Raw genomic sequence first — 14,158 nt, 5'->3', positions numbered from 1 at the left:
AGTCCTTCGATGAATCTGGAGATTATCAGCAGCAACAAGAGCTTCGGCGGCTGGCACAAGCGCTATCGCCACCACGCCAGCGTGCTCGGCTGCGAGATGAATTTTGCCATCTATCTGCCGCCCCAGGCCCTCACCGGCCAGAAGGTGCCGGTGCTCTACTGGCTCAGCGGCCTCACCTGCACCGATGAGAACTTTATGCAGAAGGCGGGTGCCCAGCGCATCGCCGCCGAGCTCGGCATCGCCCTGGTGGCGCCGGACACCAGCCCCCGCGGCGACGGCGTAGCGGACGATCCCGGTTATGACCTCGGCATGGGCGCAGGCTTTTACGTCAATGCCAGCCAGAGCCCCTGGCAGGCGCACTACCAGATGTATGACTACGTCACCCGCGAACTGCCTGACTTGATAGAGACCCACTTCCCGGTCTCGACCCGCCGCGCCATCAGCGGCCACTCCATGGGCGGTCATGGTGCGCTGATCGCCGCGCTGCGGGAGCCGGGTCGCTACCGCTCGGTCTCGGCGTTCAGCCCGATCTGTCACCCGAGCCGCAGCCCTTGGGGCCAGAAGGCGCTCGGCGCCTATCTCGGCAGCAATCCTCTGCTGTGGCAGGAGTGGGATGCCTGCCAACTGCTGCGCCACCAGCCGGTCACACCGCTGCCAACCTTGGTGGATGTGGGGCGGGATGATCCCTTCCTCGCCGAGCAGTTGCACATCGATGCGCTGGCCGAGGTGGCCACCAGCAAGGAGTGGCCGCTGGAGCTCAACCGCCACGAGGGCTATGACCACAGCTACTACTTCGTGGCGAGCTTTATCGAGGCGCACCTGCGCTTTCACGCCCGCCACCTCTGATCAACACAGGCCCGTTGCGGGCCTGTTTCAGTTGTGGTGATCGGTTGATATCAGCTGCCCGCTCGGGTCACGCCGCCGGAGCCTGCGATCTGCTGCTCTACCTTGGGATCGCCCCAGTAGGCGATGTTGCCTGAACCGGCGATGCCGACTTTCAGCGTCTCCTGCGCCCGTACCGCCACATCACCGCTGCCGGCGATATTGACCTCTACCTCGTTGCCGCGCATCTCGCTCCCGAGCACGTCGCCAGATCCGGCAATGTTCAGCTCGATGGCCTGCGCCGAACCGCTGCCCAGCTCCAGACTGCCGGTGCCAGCGATATTCCCTTCCAGCCGTTTCAGCTCCAGCTGACTGGCGACGATGTCACCGGTACCGGCCACCGACAGCACCAGCTCATCGCCCTTGAAGCCGCTCAGATCGCCGTTGCCGGTCCCGGCCAATGCCAGTTCGTTCAACACCGGCAAGGTGATGGTCAGCTCCAGCGGCTCGGTAGGATCGAGCCGGTAACCCTCCTTCACCTCGATCTCCAGCTTGTCGCCGCTCTCGGTCAGCACCAGATAGGGCAGCAGGTTCTCCTGCCCCTTGATCAGGATACCGCGCGGCTCCCCCGCAACCAGATGGAGGGTGGCAGGCACCCCCGCCAGCACCCGGGTCATCCCGTCACCAAGCGCCTGCTGGCGCTCGACCACAGCTCCCGTTCCGGTCATTCTGGTCTGATCCAGCCAGTGACAACCACTGAGCCCTGCCATCAACATGACAACCATCATCCATTTCATCACTACTCTCCTCCTTATGTGTTGGCCATCCAGGGCCAATTGGTTTTCATGCTTTGCAAAGCGTGAGCCAAAAATTAACTTAATGATTCAAAACGAAATAACCATTAAACCCAGAACAAACCGAAGAATTCAGAGAGCCATTTAGACCATATTTTGGTGAAAATAACCATTCTCGAACGGATATGATTGTGGCTGATTGGCGGGTCACCCTGCCGGTCACTATGCTGACAGCCCGTGGAAGTTTTTAATTGCCCAGCCGGTCTGTTGAGCCAATAGTGGTACTTCGTGCGTACCAAGCTCTCCATTGCGGTAATGTCATTACCACTGTCTTGTCAGTCTTCACTGCCAACAAGGAGTCAGAGCGTGACCCAAGCAAGCCCTCTCTATGCCACCGCCACCGGTCTGCCGGAGCCGACTCACACCCCGTTGCTGACCGGCAGCGATCCCGAGCAGAAACGGCGCGAGCTGCTCGCCTACTTCTGCCAGACCTTCGATCTCTACGACTCGCTGTTCGACTGTCTGGCCGATGAGCGGGCCTGGTTCAACAAGGCGATCCCCCTGCGCCATCCGCTCATCTTCTACTACGGCCACACCGCCGCCTTCTTTATCAACAAGCTGCTGGCGGCACGCCTGATCGATCAGCGGCTGGATGCCCGCATCGAGGCCATGGTCGCCATCGGGGTGGACGAGATGAGCTGGGACGATCTGGACGAGACCCACTACGACTGGCCCAAGGTCACCGAGCTGCGCAGCTATCGGGCCAAAGTCCGTTCGCTGGTGTGCGACTTCATCCGCCAGATGCCGCTCACCCTGCCCATCGACTGGCAAAGCCCGGCCTGGGTTATCCTGATGGGGATAGAGCACGAGCGCATCCACCTCGAGACCTCCAGCGTGCTCATCCGCCAGTTGCCGCTCGCCTGGGTGCGGCCGCAGCCTTATTGGCCCGCCTGCCCCGAAGCCCGCCACCGCATTGATCAGGTACCCGCCAACAGTCTGCTGCCGGTGGCCGGCGGCAAGGTGCGCCTTGGCAAGCAGGACGCCACCTACGGCTGGGACAACGAATATGGCGAGCGCCAGATCGAGCTGGCCCCGTTTCAGGCCAGCCGCATGCTGGTGAGCAATGCCGAGTACCTCGCCTTCGTCCAGGCGGGCGGCTACGACCAGCAACAGTGGTGGGATGAGGAGGGATGGGGCTGGTGCCAGTACGCCAAGGCGCAGATGCCCACCTTCTGGGTGGGTGACCCCGCCGAGCCCGAACAATTGCAGCTGCGGCTGATGACCGAGCAGGTCGCCATGCCCTGGGACTGGCCGGTCGAGGTGAATCAGCTGGAAGCGGCCGCCTTCTGTCGCTGGAAGGCGGCACAGACCGGACTCCCCATCCAGCTGCCGAGCGAGGCGGAATGGATGCTGCTGCGCGAGCAAGTTCCCGGCGATCAGCCGGACTGGACTGAGGCACCCGGCAATATCAATCTGGCCCGCTTCGCCTCCTCCTGCCCGGTGGATGCCTGCCCGCAAGGGGAGTTCTTCGATCTGGTGGGCAATGTCTGGCAGTGGACCAGCACCGCCATCGATGGCTTCGACGGCTTTAAAATCCACCCGCTCTACGACGACTTCTCCACCCCCACCTTTGATGGCAAGCACACCCTGATCAAGGGTGGCAGCTGGATCAGCACGGGTAACGAAGCGCTCAAATCATCCCGTTACGCCTTCCGGCGTCACTTTTTCCAGCATGCGGGTTTCCGCTATCTGGTCTCCCGTTATCAGGAACCCGTTATCGTGAATCCCTATGAAACCGACACGCTGGTCGCTCAATATCTCGACTTCCAGTACGGCCCGAGCCACTTCGGGGTAGCCAACTACGCCAAGACGCTTGCTGATCTTGCTGGCGAGCTGTGCAGCAACCACCAGCGGGCACTGGATATCGGCTGTGCCACCGGCCGCGCCAGCTTCGAACTGGCTCGCCACTTCCAGCACGTGGACGGGGTGGACTACTCGGCCCGCTTCATCGATGTGGCGCTGGCCCTCGCCAGCCAGGACAGCTTCCGCTACGCCATTCCGCTGGAGGGTGAACTGGTGGAGTATTGCGAGGCGCGCCTGTCGAGCCACGGGCTGGGGGCGAGTCAGGCTGAGCGCATCCACTTCAGTCAGGGGGATGCCTGCAACCTCAAGCCCAAATATGACCACTACGATCTGGTGCTCGCCTCTAACCTGATCGATCGGTTGCGGGAGCCCGCTCGCTTCCTGCGGGATATCGCCCCCCGGCTGCGCAGCGGTGGCCTACTGGTGCTCACCAGCCCCTATACCTGGCTGGCGGAATATACTCCGCCCGCCAACTGGCTCGGCGGCATTCGTGAAAACGGCGAGGCGCTTACCACCTATCAGGCGCTGCAACGGCTGCTGGCGGCGGAGTTCGAGGAGCACTGCCCGCCGCGGGATGTGCCTTTCGTCATCCGCGAGACCGCCCGTAAATACCAGCACACGGTGGCGCAGCTGACTGTCTGGCGCAAACGCTAATCCGCCGGTCGACATGCAGATGAGAAGAGGGAGGCCAACGAGCCTCCCTCTTGTTATGACAGCCAAAACGGCGCGAGTATCACTCTCCCTGCTCGTGATAGCGGCGCGCCAGCACGGCGCAGACCATCAGCTGGATCTGGTGGAAGATCATCAGCGGCAGCACCATCACCCCGACACTGGCGGCGGGGAACATGACGTTGGCCATCGGCACCCCGTTGGCGAGGCTCTTCTTGGAGCCGCAGAAGACGATGGTGATCTCGTCCGCCTTGTCGAAGCCGAGGCGACGACTGATCCAGACGTTCCAGCAGAGCACCAGCGCCAGCAAGACGCAGCTCAGCAGCACAATACTGGCCAGATCGTACCAACTTACTTGACGCCAAATCCCCTGCACCACCGCCTCGCTGAAGGCCACATAGACCACCAGCAGGATGGAGCTCTGATCCAGTTTGCCGATGAGCGGCCGATGGCTGTCGACCCAGCGGCCAATGAGCGGGCGCGACAGGTGGCCCACCACGAACGGCAGCATCAGCTGCATCATGATGGACTGGATGGAGTGCCAGGTGTCGATCCCCTCCCCTTGCACGTGGATCATCATCCCCACCAGCACCGGCGAGAGGAAGATGCCGAGGATGCTGGAGGCCGAGGCGCTGCACACCGCCGCCGACACATTGCCCCCTGCCATCGAGGTAAAGGCGATAGCCGACTGCACGGTGGCTGGCAAAGCGCAGAGATAGAGGAAGCCGAGGTAGATGGCCGGACTCAGCCAGCTGGGCACCAGCGGGGTGAGCAGCAGCCCGAGCAGCGGAAACAGCACGAAGGTGCTGAGCATCACCACCAGATGAAGCCGCCAGTGACCGAGGCCCGCCAGCAGGTTCTGGCGCGACAGCTTGGCGCCATGCATGAAGAACAAGAGCGCCACCGCCAGCTTGGTCAGCAGACCGAACCAGACGGCTGCCTGCCCCTCGCAGGGAAAGAGGGAGGCCAGGGTGACCACCGCAATCAGCACAACAGTAAAGGGATCCAGACGCACGAAAGGTCTCCATCAGAAGGGCATCCTGCTGCCGTGGCGACAGTCAGGATTGGGGAGGACAAGAAACAGAGCGGGAGATGTCTGGCACCTCCCGCTAAAACGAACCTCCAGCTTACCCCGATAACAGAGAGGCGCAACGTTGTGCAGCGGTTAATTGTTCATCAATGCTTAACGCCTTTGCTTTGTCTTTGTCGAATAGCGGAAGTTGATGACCCGCGGCCAGATAGCGCCAAACCGGCGCGAAATGGATAAAAAACGGGCGACCAAGGCCACCCGTTCCGCTTTCTCACCCAGCCGATCAGCGCTGGCTGGCCAGCTTGCCGTTGCCGCTTTTCTTCTCATTGCCACCGAGCTTGCGGGCCTGCCGCTTCTCGAAGCGGGAGATCCACCAGTAGGCCAGCGCCGAGAAGACCGCGGTCATAAAGACGTTGATGAAGAAGGCACGCACCAGATCCACCCCGGCCGGGAAGGCGGAGGCGCTCATGCTCACCACGAAGATGGCGATCAGCACCGACACCACGCCCATCCCGAACTTGCGCGACCCCATACGGAAGTCGCGCGGGGTGTCGTCATGTTTCCAGCGGAACACGAAGTAGGCCACCATGATGAAGATCGGCGGCAACATGGCGGTGCCGGCGGTAAGGTTGATGGCGGTGTTCATCATCTGCTGCACCGACTCGGAGCCGAAGCCGTTGACCACCAGCATCGCGAACACGAAGACAAACTGCCACCAGGCGGCGCGCACCGGCACGCCGTGCTCGTTGAGCTGGGTGGTCTTCTCGCCGTAAACCCCCTGCGGGATCTCGGAGAAGTGGATCTTCACCGGCGCCTCGGAGAGCCCGAAGTACTGGGCCATGCCGGTGAAGATCTCCACCATGCCGCCGGCATAGGTGAGGCTCTCGCGCGGCACGAACACGTTCACCAACAGGGAACCGACCGCATACATGGCACCGATGACGATACCGGCACTGATGATCACCTTGATAAAGGACTTCTGGCCGCCCTTCACGTCATTGAGGTAGGCCGCTGCCGTTTCGGCACCGCCCGCCGCCTGGAAGATCCAGCACATGATGCCGAGGGTCGCCCAGTTGACGGTGGGAGTCATCGCCTCCAGCGTGATGGGCTGGGCCGGCACATGATCGCCACTCAGGGCCATGAGGGCGCCCAGCACATAGATGGCGAACAGGGCAAATACCCCGTAGGCCACTATTTCGGCAATCTTGCCGAGCCAGCTCGCCCCCTTGGTGGAGATGTGGGTCGCCGCCGCAAACAGCACGATGGAGATGATCGAGGTGACCATGGGCGAGAAGCTGTACTCGTACCCCAGCATGGCGTAGGAGGCGTAGGCGATGACGTTGGGCAACAGGGAGACGAACCAGAACAGGTTCACGAACCAGTAGAGAAACGAACCCAGATAGGCCATCCGGGTGCCGAGCGGTTTTTTAAGCCAGTCGTACATCCCCGACTCGGAGTTTTTGTTGGCCGAGACGAACTCGGCGATGATGAAAACAAACGGGATGAAGTAGACGATGGTCGCCAACAGGAAGATAGGGGCGGAGCTGAGCCCCAGCTCGATGTTGTTGTTGACGATGTTGCGCACGTTGAACACGGCGGCAAAGGTCATCGACAACAGGGCAAACTTGCCTATGGTGCCGCGTACGGATTCAGACATGGTGTCCTCCAGTGGACTTGCGCTCCCTGTGGGGAGCGCTGTGACTCTGTGATGTGTTCGGCAAGGGTCTGTCGGCCCCGCGCTTTACTCTCTTGTTATGATCGGGCCGCGTGCACGGCCTCGTTGCTGAACCGGTACCGTCTCCCGCACCGGCTCGCAATACCATTCAGACGATCGGAGTGCCCGGCGCCATCGGCACCCGCGGTTGCAACAGCACGCTCTGGCTCTCGTCCGGGATCTCGGCGCACAGCAACATGCACTCGGATCGCTCACCGCGCATTTTGGTGGGCTTGAGGTTGGTCAGTACCACCACCTCGCTGCCCATCAGCTCCTCTTCGCTGTAGTAAGGCACCAGACTGGTGACGGTCTGCAGCGGCCGCTCGCCACCCACGTCGATCTGGACGATGTAGAGTTTGTCGGCACCGGGGTGACGCACCACCTCCAGCACCTTGCCCACCTTCATCTCGACCCGCTTGAATTCGGCAAACTCGATCGTCTCGCTCATGCTCTTTTCCTTTTCTGGTTCAACGGTTTGCGGGTGGCCAACGGCCACCCGGTTTGATTGGTATTCAATACCGTGCCTATGGCGTCTGCATGGCAACCTGCGCCGTCGGCTGGGCCTCTTTGGCACGCGCTTCGGCACTGAGGGAGGCCTCGTATCTGTTGTATTTCCACCAGGCGAAGCCGAGGAAGATCACGATCCCGCCGACGTTGTAGAAGATGATGGTCATGATGTCGGCGCCGGTCGGGAAGGTGGAGGCGAGGAAGCCCACCGAGAAGATGGCGATCAGCACCGAGACCACGGCGATGCCGGTAGTGCGCGAACCCATCTTGAACTCCCGCGGCAGGTGGTCGAGCTTCAGGCGCAGATTGAGGTAGGCCAGCATGATGAACAGCGGCGGCAGCATGGAGGCGGCGGTCATGTTGATGACGGTGTTCATCAGATCCTGCGCGGTGTTGGAGCCCAGGGTCGGGATCACCATCAGCGGCAGCACGATGAGGTACTGGATCCAGGCTGCGCGGGCGGGCACGCCGTTCTCGTTGAGCTCGACTGTCTTCTTGCCGAAGATGCCGGCCGGGATTTCGGAGAAGAAGATCTTCACCGGGGTCGCCGTCCACATCAGCAGGGAGCCGAACATGGCGGTGAAGGAGACCAGCCCGACAAAGCGGTTCATCAGGATCTCCGGCAGGCCGAAGTAGGCTGCCAGCCCTTCAAACACCTGCACCGAGCCGCCGGTATATTTCAGGGTGTCGCTCGGTACGAACACGTTGATCAACAGCGATGCAATGGAGTAGAGCACCCCGATAAAGATCCCGGCGATGATGATCACCTTCACGAAGGATTTGGAGCCCCCTTTCACGTCATTGACGTAGACCGCCACCGACTCGGCGCCACCGGCTGCCATAAAGATCCAGGTGGTGATGCCGAGGAAGGCCCAGCTGAAATCGGGGATCATGGCCTCTACCGTGATGGGGTCAGCCGGCTGCACGCCGCCCACCAGTGCCGCACCTGCCAGCAGAATGTAGGAGAGGGTCAGCAGCAGCATCAGGGACGAGGTCACCGAGGTGATGGGGCCCAGCATCTTGGCACCGTTGGTGGAGACGTAGGTGGCAAAGGCAAACAGCACCATGCTCAATGCCGTGGTCGCCACCGGGGTGAGAATGTACTCATAGCCGAGGAAGGCATAGGAGGCGTAGGCAATGACCCGCGGCAGCAAGGAGGTGAAGAAGAAGAGGTTCACGAACCAGTAGGTGTAGGCGGAGATAAAGGCCCAGCGACCGCCGAGGGAGCTCTTCACCCAGGCATACACCCCCGCTTCGGAGTTCTTATTCAGTGACACAAATTCCGCAATGATCAGGCAGAACGGAATGAAGTAAAAAATGGTGGCCAGAAAGAACATCGGGGCGGAGGCCAGACCGATCTCGATGTTGTTGTTGATGACGTTGTTAAAGCTGAATACCGCCGCGAAGGTGAGCGACAGCAGACCAAACTTGCCTATCGTATTGCGTTTGGAATCAGACATGGTGCATCTCCAGACCTGTAGTTATTGCCGCGAAAGGGCGAGGCATGGGTTGTAGGGTGAGCCCCGCCCTTCCGGCTTTTGTCAGTGCAGAACCGGCGGCTTGTTATTTGTTCTTGAAGTAGCCGCCTTCGACGGTGACCTTGATGATCACCTTGCGCACCGGCCCGTCGCCGACGAACCGGTAGGCTTCATCGTTCTCGAAGATCACCACCTGCCCGTTGCCCACCTGCTGGCGCTCACGCACCTCGCCAGCCAGCCACTCTCGGTCTGTGGTGTCGTCATAGGCCTGCTCGACCGCCAGCTCGCTCTTGGCAGCCCACTCCACCGTCTCTGCCCCTTCCAGGTAGTAGTGAACGTCGAAGTAGCGGCGCTGCCCCTCGAACAGGGAGGTGGCCGGGCTGGCCCCCTCCTGCAAGCGGTAGGTGAGGGAGTCACCGATGGAGTGGCAGATACCTGGCTTGAGGTTGGCCAGGTTGTCGATGGCCTCCACGCAGCGGCCCCACTTCTTGCCCTCCCGGTAGATGTTTTTGAACAGGGTCAGGTTGTCCAGGGTGATCATGCGAGGTTCCTCCCGCCGTTGATGGTGAGATCGAGCCCGGCCAGCGCAGCCGGATTGAGGTTGCCGCGGGCGATGGGCAGCAGGGTCAGGCCGAAGCTGAACGGCTCGAAGCGCACCCGCCAGGAGTCCAGCACCTCGGAGCCCCAGGAGTTGGAGCCGAGCCCCAGTACCTTGTGATCCAGATTGAGGGTGAGATAACCGCTCGGTTCCAGCTCATTGATGTGCTGAGCCGCGTGGATATGCTCCCAGCTGTAGGGCCAGACGCTGAGGTTGATGGGGGCATCGGGTCGCACGTAGAGACCGGCACCGTGACGATTGGTCAGGGTCGCCCAGCGCACCTGCTGGCGGTTGCCGTTGTCCTGCGGGAAGGGGTAGTGCTCCCACATCTCGCTGACTGTGCTCTGGAAGCTGTCGATCCAGTTGCTCTGGCGGCTGTCCTGATAGTTCTCGCCCGGCCCCATGCCGTAGTAGTGCACCCGGTCGAGATCCTGACGAATGCCCAGCTCGAAGCCGATCTTGGGGATGATGTCGTCATAACCGCCGTAGGGCTGGCCGGACAGTGCCACGTGCAGTTGGCCGTTCGGGCTCAGGGTGTAGACGTAGCGGCAGCGCATGCCGAAGTCGAACACCGGCGGCGCGATCAGGCTCTCCACCGTTACCTCGACCGTCTCGCCCAGCTGACGCCAGCTCAGGGTACGGAAGTGCTCCTGCATGATCTGCAGGTGGTTCGGGTGCCACAGGCTCTCGTACTCCTGCTTGTGGTTGTCGATCATCGGCTTGAAGAAAGTGAGGCGCGGCGAGCGCTCGATGAGCTCATTGCCATCCTGCTGCCAGCTCACCAGCTTGCCGTCGAGGCGCGAGAAGCGCAGGGTGAAGCCGCTGCCGCTCAGGGTCAGGTCGAGCCGCTCATCGGCAATCTGCAACGGAGTGGCGTTGGGATTGGCAAAGGGCTGCAGCTGACGAGTCGACTCTTTCAGCTGGAACTGGTACTGGCCCAACTCGTGCTCCGCCGCACTGTAGCGGGTGGCAGTGGCCTTGATGACCCGCAGCTGGACGAAGGTTTCCCGCCCATCGAGAGAAGGCAGCTCGAGTTGCAGCTCTGTGATGGCACCGGGGGCAACCCCTTCCAGCCGGATTTGCTGGCTGGCCAGCAGTTCGCCTTCTGCCTTCACTTCAACCAGCAGGCGGATGTCATCGAGATTGGAGAACCAGTAGCGATTTTCCACCGCCAGCTTGCCGCTCGCCAAATCCAGCGCCCGCACCTTGACCGGGCAGATCACCTGCTTGTATTCACGCAGGCCCGGCCCCGGGGTCTGATCCGGATAGATAAGGCCATCCATGCAGAAGTTGTAGTTGTTGGGGTAGTCGCCGTAGTCGCCGCCGTATTTGTAAACGGGGCGGCCCTGCTCGTCCTGATCCAGAATGCCGTGATCGCACCACTCCCAGATGTAGTGACCCTGAATGTGGAGATGACGGTCGAACACCTGCTGATATTCGCTGAGGCCACCCGGGCCGTTGCCCATGGCGTGGGCGTATTCGCAGATAATGCGCGGCTTCGCCATCGGGAACTCGCCGAAGCAGTTCATCTGGGAGACGCGCGAATACATGGTACTCACCACATCCACCACCTCGGCATCGCGATCCTCTTCGTAATGCACCAGCCGGGTCGGGTCGATCGCCTTGCAGCGCTGGTACATGGCTTTGATGTTGCAGCCGTAGCCGGACTCGTTGCCGAGCGACCAGATGATGATGGAGGGGTGGTTCTTCTGGGCGTGAACATGGCGCTCGATGCGATCCACGAACACCGGCTCCCAGAAGGGGTCGTCGGTGATGCGGCTGAGATCGCCGACGTTGGCAAAACCGTGAGTTTCCACGTCGGTCTCCGCCATCACGAACAGACCGTACTGGTCGCACAGCTCGTAGAAGCGCGGGTCGTTCGGGTAGTGGGCAGTGCGCACCGAGTTGAGGTTGTGCTGCTTCATCAGCACGATATCGCGCTCCACCCGATCCATGCCGACCGCGCGGCTCTTGAGGTGGTCGTTGTCGTGGCGGTTCACCCCATGCAGCTTGAGGTAGTGGCCGTTGACGTAGAAGAGGCCATCTTTGACCTTGATTTCACGCACCCCGACCCGCTGCGGGATCACTTCCAGCAGCTCGCCCTGACCGTTGTAGAGGGAGAGTTGCAGCTGGTAGAGGTAAGGATCTTCGGCGCTCCACAGATGGGGGTGAGCCAGATCCATCGTGAAGCGGCAATCACACTTGCCGTAGATGGCGAGATGATCGAGCGAGCCGCTGGCGATCTCGCGGCCCTGATCCAGCAGCGACCAGACCAGACGGTGATCTCGGGCAGCCGACCCCAGATTTTCCAGCTGGATATCGCAGCTCAGGGTGGCGCTTTGATTGTCATCGGCCAGCGCGGTGCGGATGAAGAAGTCCTGCACATGGGCGGCCGGTTTGCCCACCAGATAGACGTCGCGGAAGATCCCCGCCATCCACCACATGTCCTGATCTTCGATATAGGTGGAGTCAGCCCACTGCATCACCCTTACCGACAGCAGGTTCTCGCCGATGTTGGCGTAGGCGCTGATATCGAACTCGGCGGTGAGACGGCTCCCCTTGCTGAAGCCGACATAGTGGCCGTTCACATAGACCTCGAAGTAGGTCTCTACCCCGTCAAACTTGATGATCACCTGCTCCCCATCCCAGGCCGGGCTCAGCGTGAAGCTGCGCTGATAGGCACCGGTGGGGTTGTTGGTCGGCACGAAGGGCACGTCGATGGGAAAGGGAAAACCCTCGTCGGTGTACTGCAGCTGACCATGTCCTTCCATCTGCCACATGTTGGGCACGGTGATCTGGCCCCACTCGCTCATGGGGCTGTGATAGAAGGCCTCCGGCACCTGCAGGGGGTGGTCGAAGTAGTGGAACTGCCACTGGCCGCCAAGGCTCAGAAAACGGCGGCTCAGCTCGCGCTGCATGGTGGCCGCCAGCGCGTGGTCGGCATAAGAGAAGAAGTAGGCACGCGGGGCCAGCCTGTTTTCACCAACGAATTGGACGTTTTCCCAGTTATTCACATGTCCTCCCAGAACAAGGCAACTTTGACTGGGTAAACTCTAGATAAACATTTACTAAATATCAGCTTTGAATTGGTAAAGTTTTAACCTGATCACAATGAACAGATGGTTTTGTGAGCGAGATCAGAAGCGGGAGATAAAGGAGGGCAAGATATGGATGAGTGGCATGGATGTTGATAGTAGCTTGCTGAGCAGCAATAAAATCAATTATAAAACAATATAATATGAAATTGTTGGATGATATGGGAAAGAGGTTTGCTTGGGAGATGTGTCGCACCACCGCAAGATGGCGCGACTAAAAAGCAGAATGTTTTACTAAAATCAGCGAGTAGTGCCACGCAGGGTCAACTTGCTCGGTACCAGCACCCGGAGTGGAATATCCCGCTCGTCTCGCAGCCGCTCAACCAGCAAATTGACCCCCTGGGAGCCCATCAACTCGGAGTGGATCCGCACCGTTGAGAGCGGCGGGAAGGTGAACTTGGCGGTCGGAATATCGTTGACGCTGATAAGCTCGATCTGCTGGGGAATCGCCAGTCCCTTCTCGTGGATGGCACGCAGCACACCAATGGCGATGGAGTCGGAGGCGACGAACAGCGCCTTGGGCCAGTCACCCGCCAGCATCTCCTTCGCCAACTGGTAGCCGGAAGCGCTGGAGAAGTCCCCACGATAGAGATCGCTCTCCTGCACCACCCCCAGCCGCTGGCCATAATCCCGGAAGGCCAGTTCGCGCAGATCCGGATTCTCATCCTGGCCACCGATATAACCGATGCGCTGATGCCCCTGCGCGATGAAGTAATCGACGACCTGCTGGCTGATCAGGGCAAGATCCACATCGACCGAGTCAAACTCTCCCTGTGAACGGCAGTCGACAAACACCAGCTGGCTGGAACAAGCCCTTAGCTGGACGAGACGTTCGGCTGTGAGGGTACCGACCACCAGAATGCCATCCACGGCGCTCAGTTCGCGCCCTTCACCACAGTTGTAGAGATGGGTCAGTTCGATATTGAGGCGGGCACTCTGGGTTTCGATACCATAACGGATGGCGAGATAGTAAGGGTCGTTGACCTCGGTACTCTGGGGATAGGCATAGACCACCAGAAAGTGCAGCTTGCTCTTGTGTACCCCCTTGCGGGCGCTGCTGGTCTTGTACTCCAGCCGTTCGGCAATCTCGAAGATCCGCTGCTTGGTCTCTTCCTTGACGCTCAGGCTGGGATCCTCGTTCAGTACCCGGGATACCGTGGCGAGAGAAACCCCCGCTTCCTGTGCAATTTCCTTCAACGTAGCCATCAATACCTCGCTGGCAGCATCACGTGTTAATCGGCAACGGCTAAAGAGTAACGGGCAATCCCTTGATAGCCCAGCACTTTTACTAAAATGCCGGCGGCATGACAGATTTTTGTAACGCAGAAATGCAAAAAGGCCTCCCGAATGGGAGGCCTCTTCTAAATAGGTGCCTGGCAGTGTCCTACTCTCGCATGGCGAATGCCACACTACCATCGGCGCTACCGCGTTTCACTTCTGAGTTCGGCATGGGATCAGGTGGTTCCACGGCGCTATTGCCGTCAGGCAAAAGCTTTTAAAACTAACTTGAAAATGGTGCTGATACCCAGAATCGAACTGGGGACCTCATCCTTACCAAGGATGCGCTCTACCGACTGAGCCATATCAG

General features: G+C 60.4%; 10 protein-coding genes and 1 rRNA gene. 2 read left to right on the top strand and 9 right to left on the bottom strand.

The window, feature by feature from the left end; genetic code table 11:
- Window positions 1-9: 9 nt before the first annotated feature.
- Window positions 10-846 carry an S-formylglutathione hydrolase gene (gene fghA, locus NOM06_RS13200; protein WP_255911908.1) on the top strand — a complete coding sequence of 279 codons (837 nt, stop codon included), beginning with the start codon at window positions 10-12 and terminating at the stop codon, window positions 844-846.
- Between the two features lie 50 nt (window positions 847-896).
- On the opposite strand, the gene NOM06_RS13195 is transcribed toward fghA, so the two are convergent.
- The gene (locus NOM06_RS13195) at window positions 897-1,619 is read right to left on the bottom strand and encodes a head GIN domain-containing protein (protein WP_255911907.1); all 723 of its coding nucleotides are present in this window, start codon (window positions 1,617-1,619) and stop codon (window positions 897-899) included.
- 363 nt (window positions 1,620-1,982) lie between these two features.
- Here NOM06_RS13195 and ovoA point away from each other — a divergent pair, with 363 nt between their 5' ends.
- A complete protein-coding gene (gene ovoA, locus NOM06_RS13190; protein WP_255911905.1) occupies window positions 1,983-4,133 on the top strand; it encodes a 5-histidylcysteine sulfoxide synthase in 2,151 nt (716 codons plus the stop codon).
- A gap of 79 nt (window positions 4,134-4,212) precedes the next feature.
- On the opposite strand, the gene NOM06_RS13185 is transcribed toward ovoA, so the two are convergent.
- The 8 genes from NOM06_RS13185 to rrf form a co-directional block, all read right to left on the bottom strand.
- Window positions 4,213-5,163, bottom strand: coding sequence for a bile acid:sodium symporter family protein (locus tag NOM06_RS13185; protein ID WP_255911903.1), 951 nt, complete (start codon window positions 5,161-5,163; stop codon window positions 4,213-4,215).
- Window positions 5,164-5,461: 298 nt separating this feature from the next.
- Complete coding sequence (locus NOM06_RS13180) at window positions 5,462-6,835, bottom strand: amino acid permease (RefSeq protein WP_255911901.1); 1,374 nt, start codon at window positions 6,833-6,835, stop codon at window positions 5,462-5,464.
- A 166-nt stretch (window positions 6,836-7,001) separates the two neighbouring features.
- Window positions 7,002-7,340: a tRNA-binding protein gene (locus tag NOM06_RS13175; RefSeq protein ID WP_255911900.1), complete on the bottom strand. Its 339-nt coding sequence runs from the start codon at window positions 7,338-7,340 to the stop codon at window positions 7,002-7,004.
- 76 nt (window positions 7,341-7,416) lie between these two features.
- A complete protein-coding gene (locus NOM06_RS13170; RefSeq protein WP_255911899.1) occupies window positions 7,417-8,859 on the bottom strand; it encodes an amino acid permease in 1,443 nt (480 codons plus the stop codon).
- A 103-nt stretch (window positions 8,860-8,962) separates the two neighbouring features.
- On the bottom strand, window positions 8,963-9,418 hold the full coding sequence (locus NOM06_RS13165) for a beta-galactosidase subunit beta (protein ID WP_042864630.1): 456 nt from the start codon (window positions 9,416-9,418) through the stop codon (window positions 8,963-8,965).
- Entirely contained in the window at window positions 9,415-12,489 is a 3,075-nt protein-coding gene (ebgA, locus tag NOM06_RS13160) for a beta-galactosidase subunit alpha (protein ID WP_255911898.1), read from the bottom strand. The genes NOM06_RS13165 and ebgA overlap by 4 nt, the downstream gene beginning before the upstream one ends.
- Window positions 12,490-12,810: 321 nt before the next feature.
- Window positions 12,811-13,776: a transcriptional regulator EbgR gene (gene ebgR, locus NOM06_RS13155; protein ID WP_005342046.1), complete on the bottom strand. Its 966-nt coding sequence runs from the start codon at window positions 13,774-13,776 to the stop codon at window positions 12,811-12,813.
- A 165-nt stretch (window positions 13,777-13,941) separates the two neighbouring features.
- Window positions 13,942-14,056, bottom strand: a 5S ribosomal RNA gene (gene rrf, locus NOM06_RS13150).
- Between the last annotated feature and the right edge of the window lie 102 nt (window positions 14,057-14,158).

Source organism: Aeromonas sp. JL9 (assembly GCF_024436075.1).
Classification (GTDB): Bacteria; Pseudomonadota; Gammaproteobacteria; order Enterobacterales; family Aeromonadaceae; genus Aeromonas; species Aeromonas veronii.
This window is presented reverse-complemented; position numbering and strand designations above follow the sequence as displayed.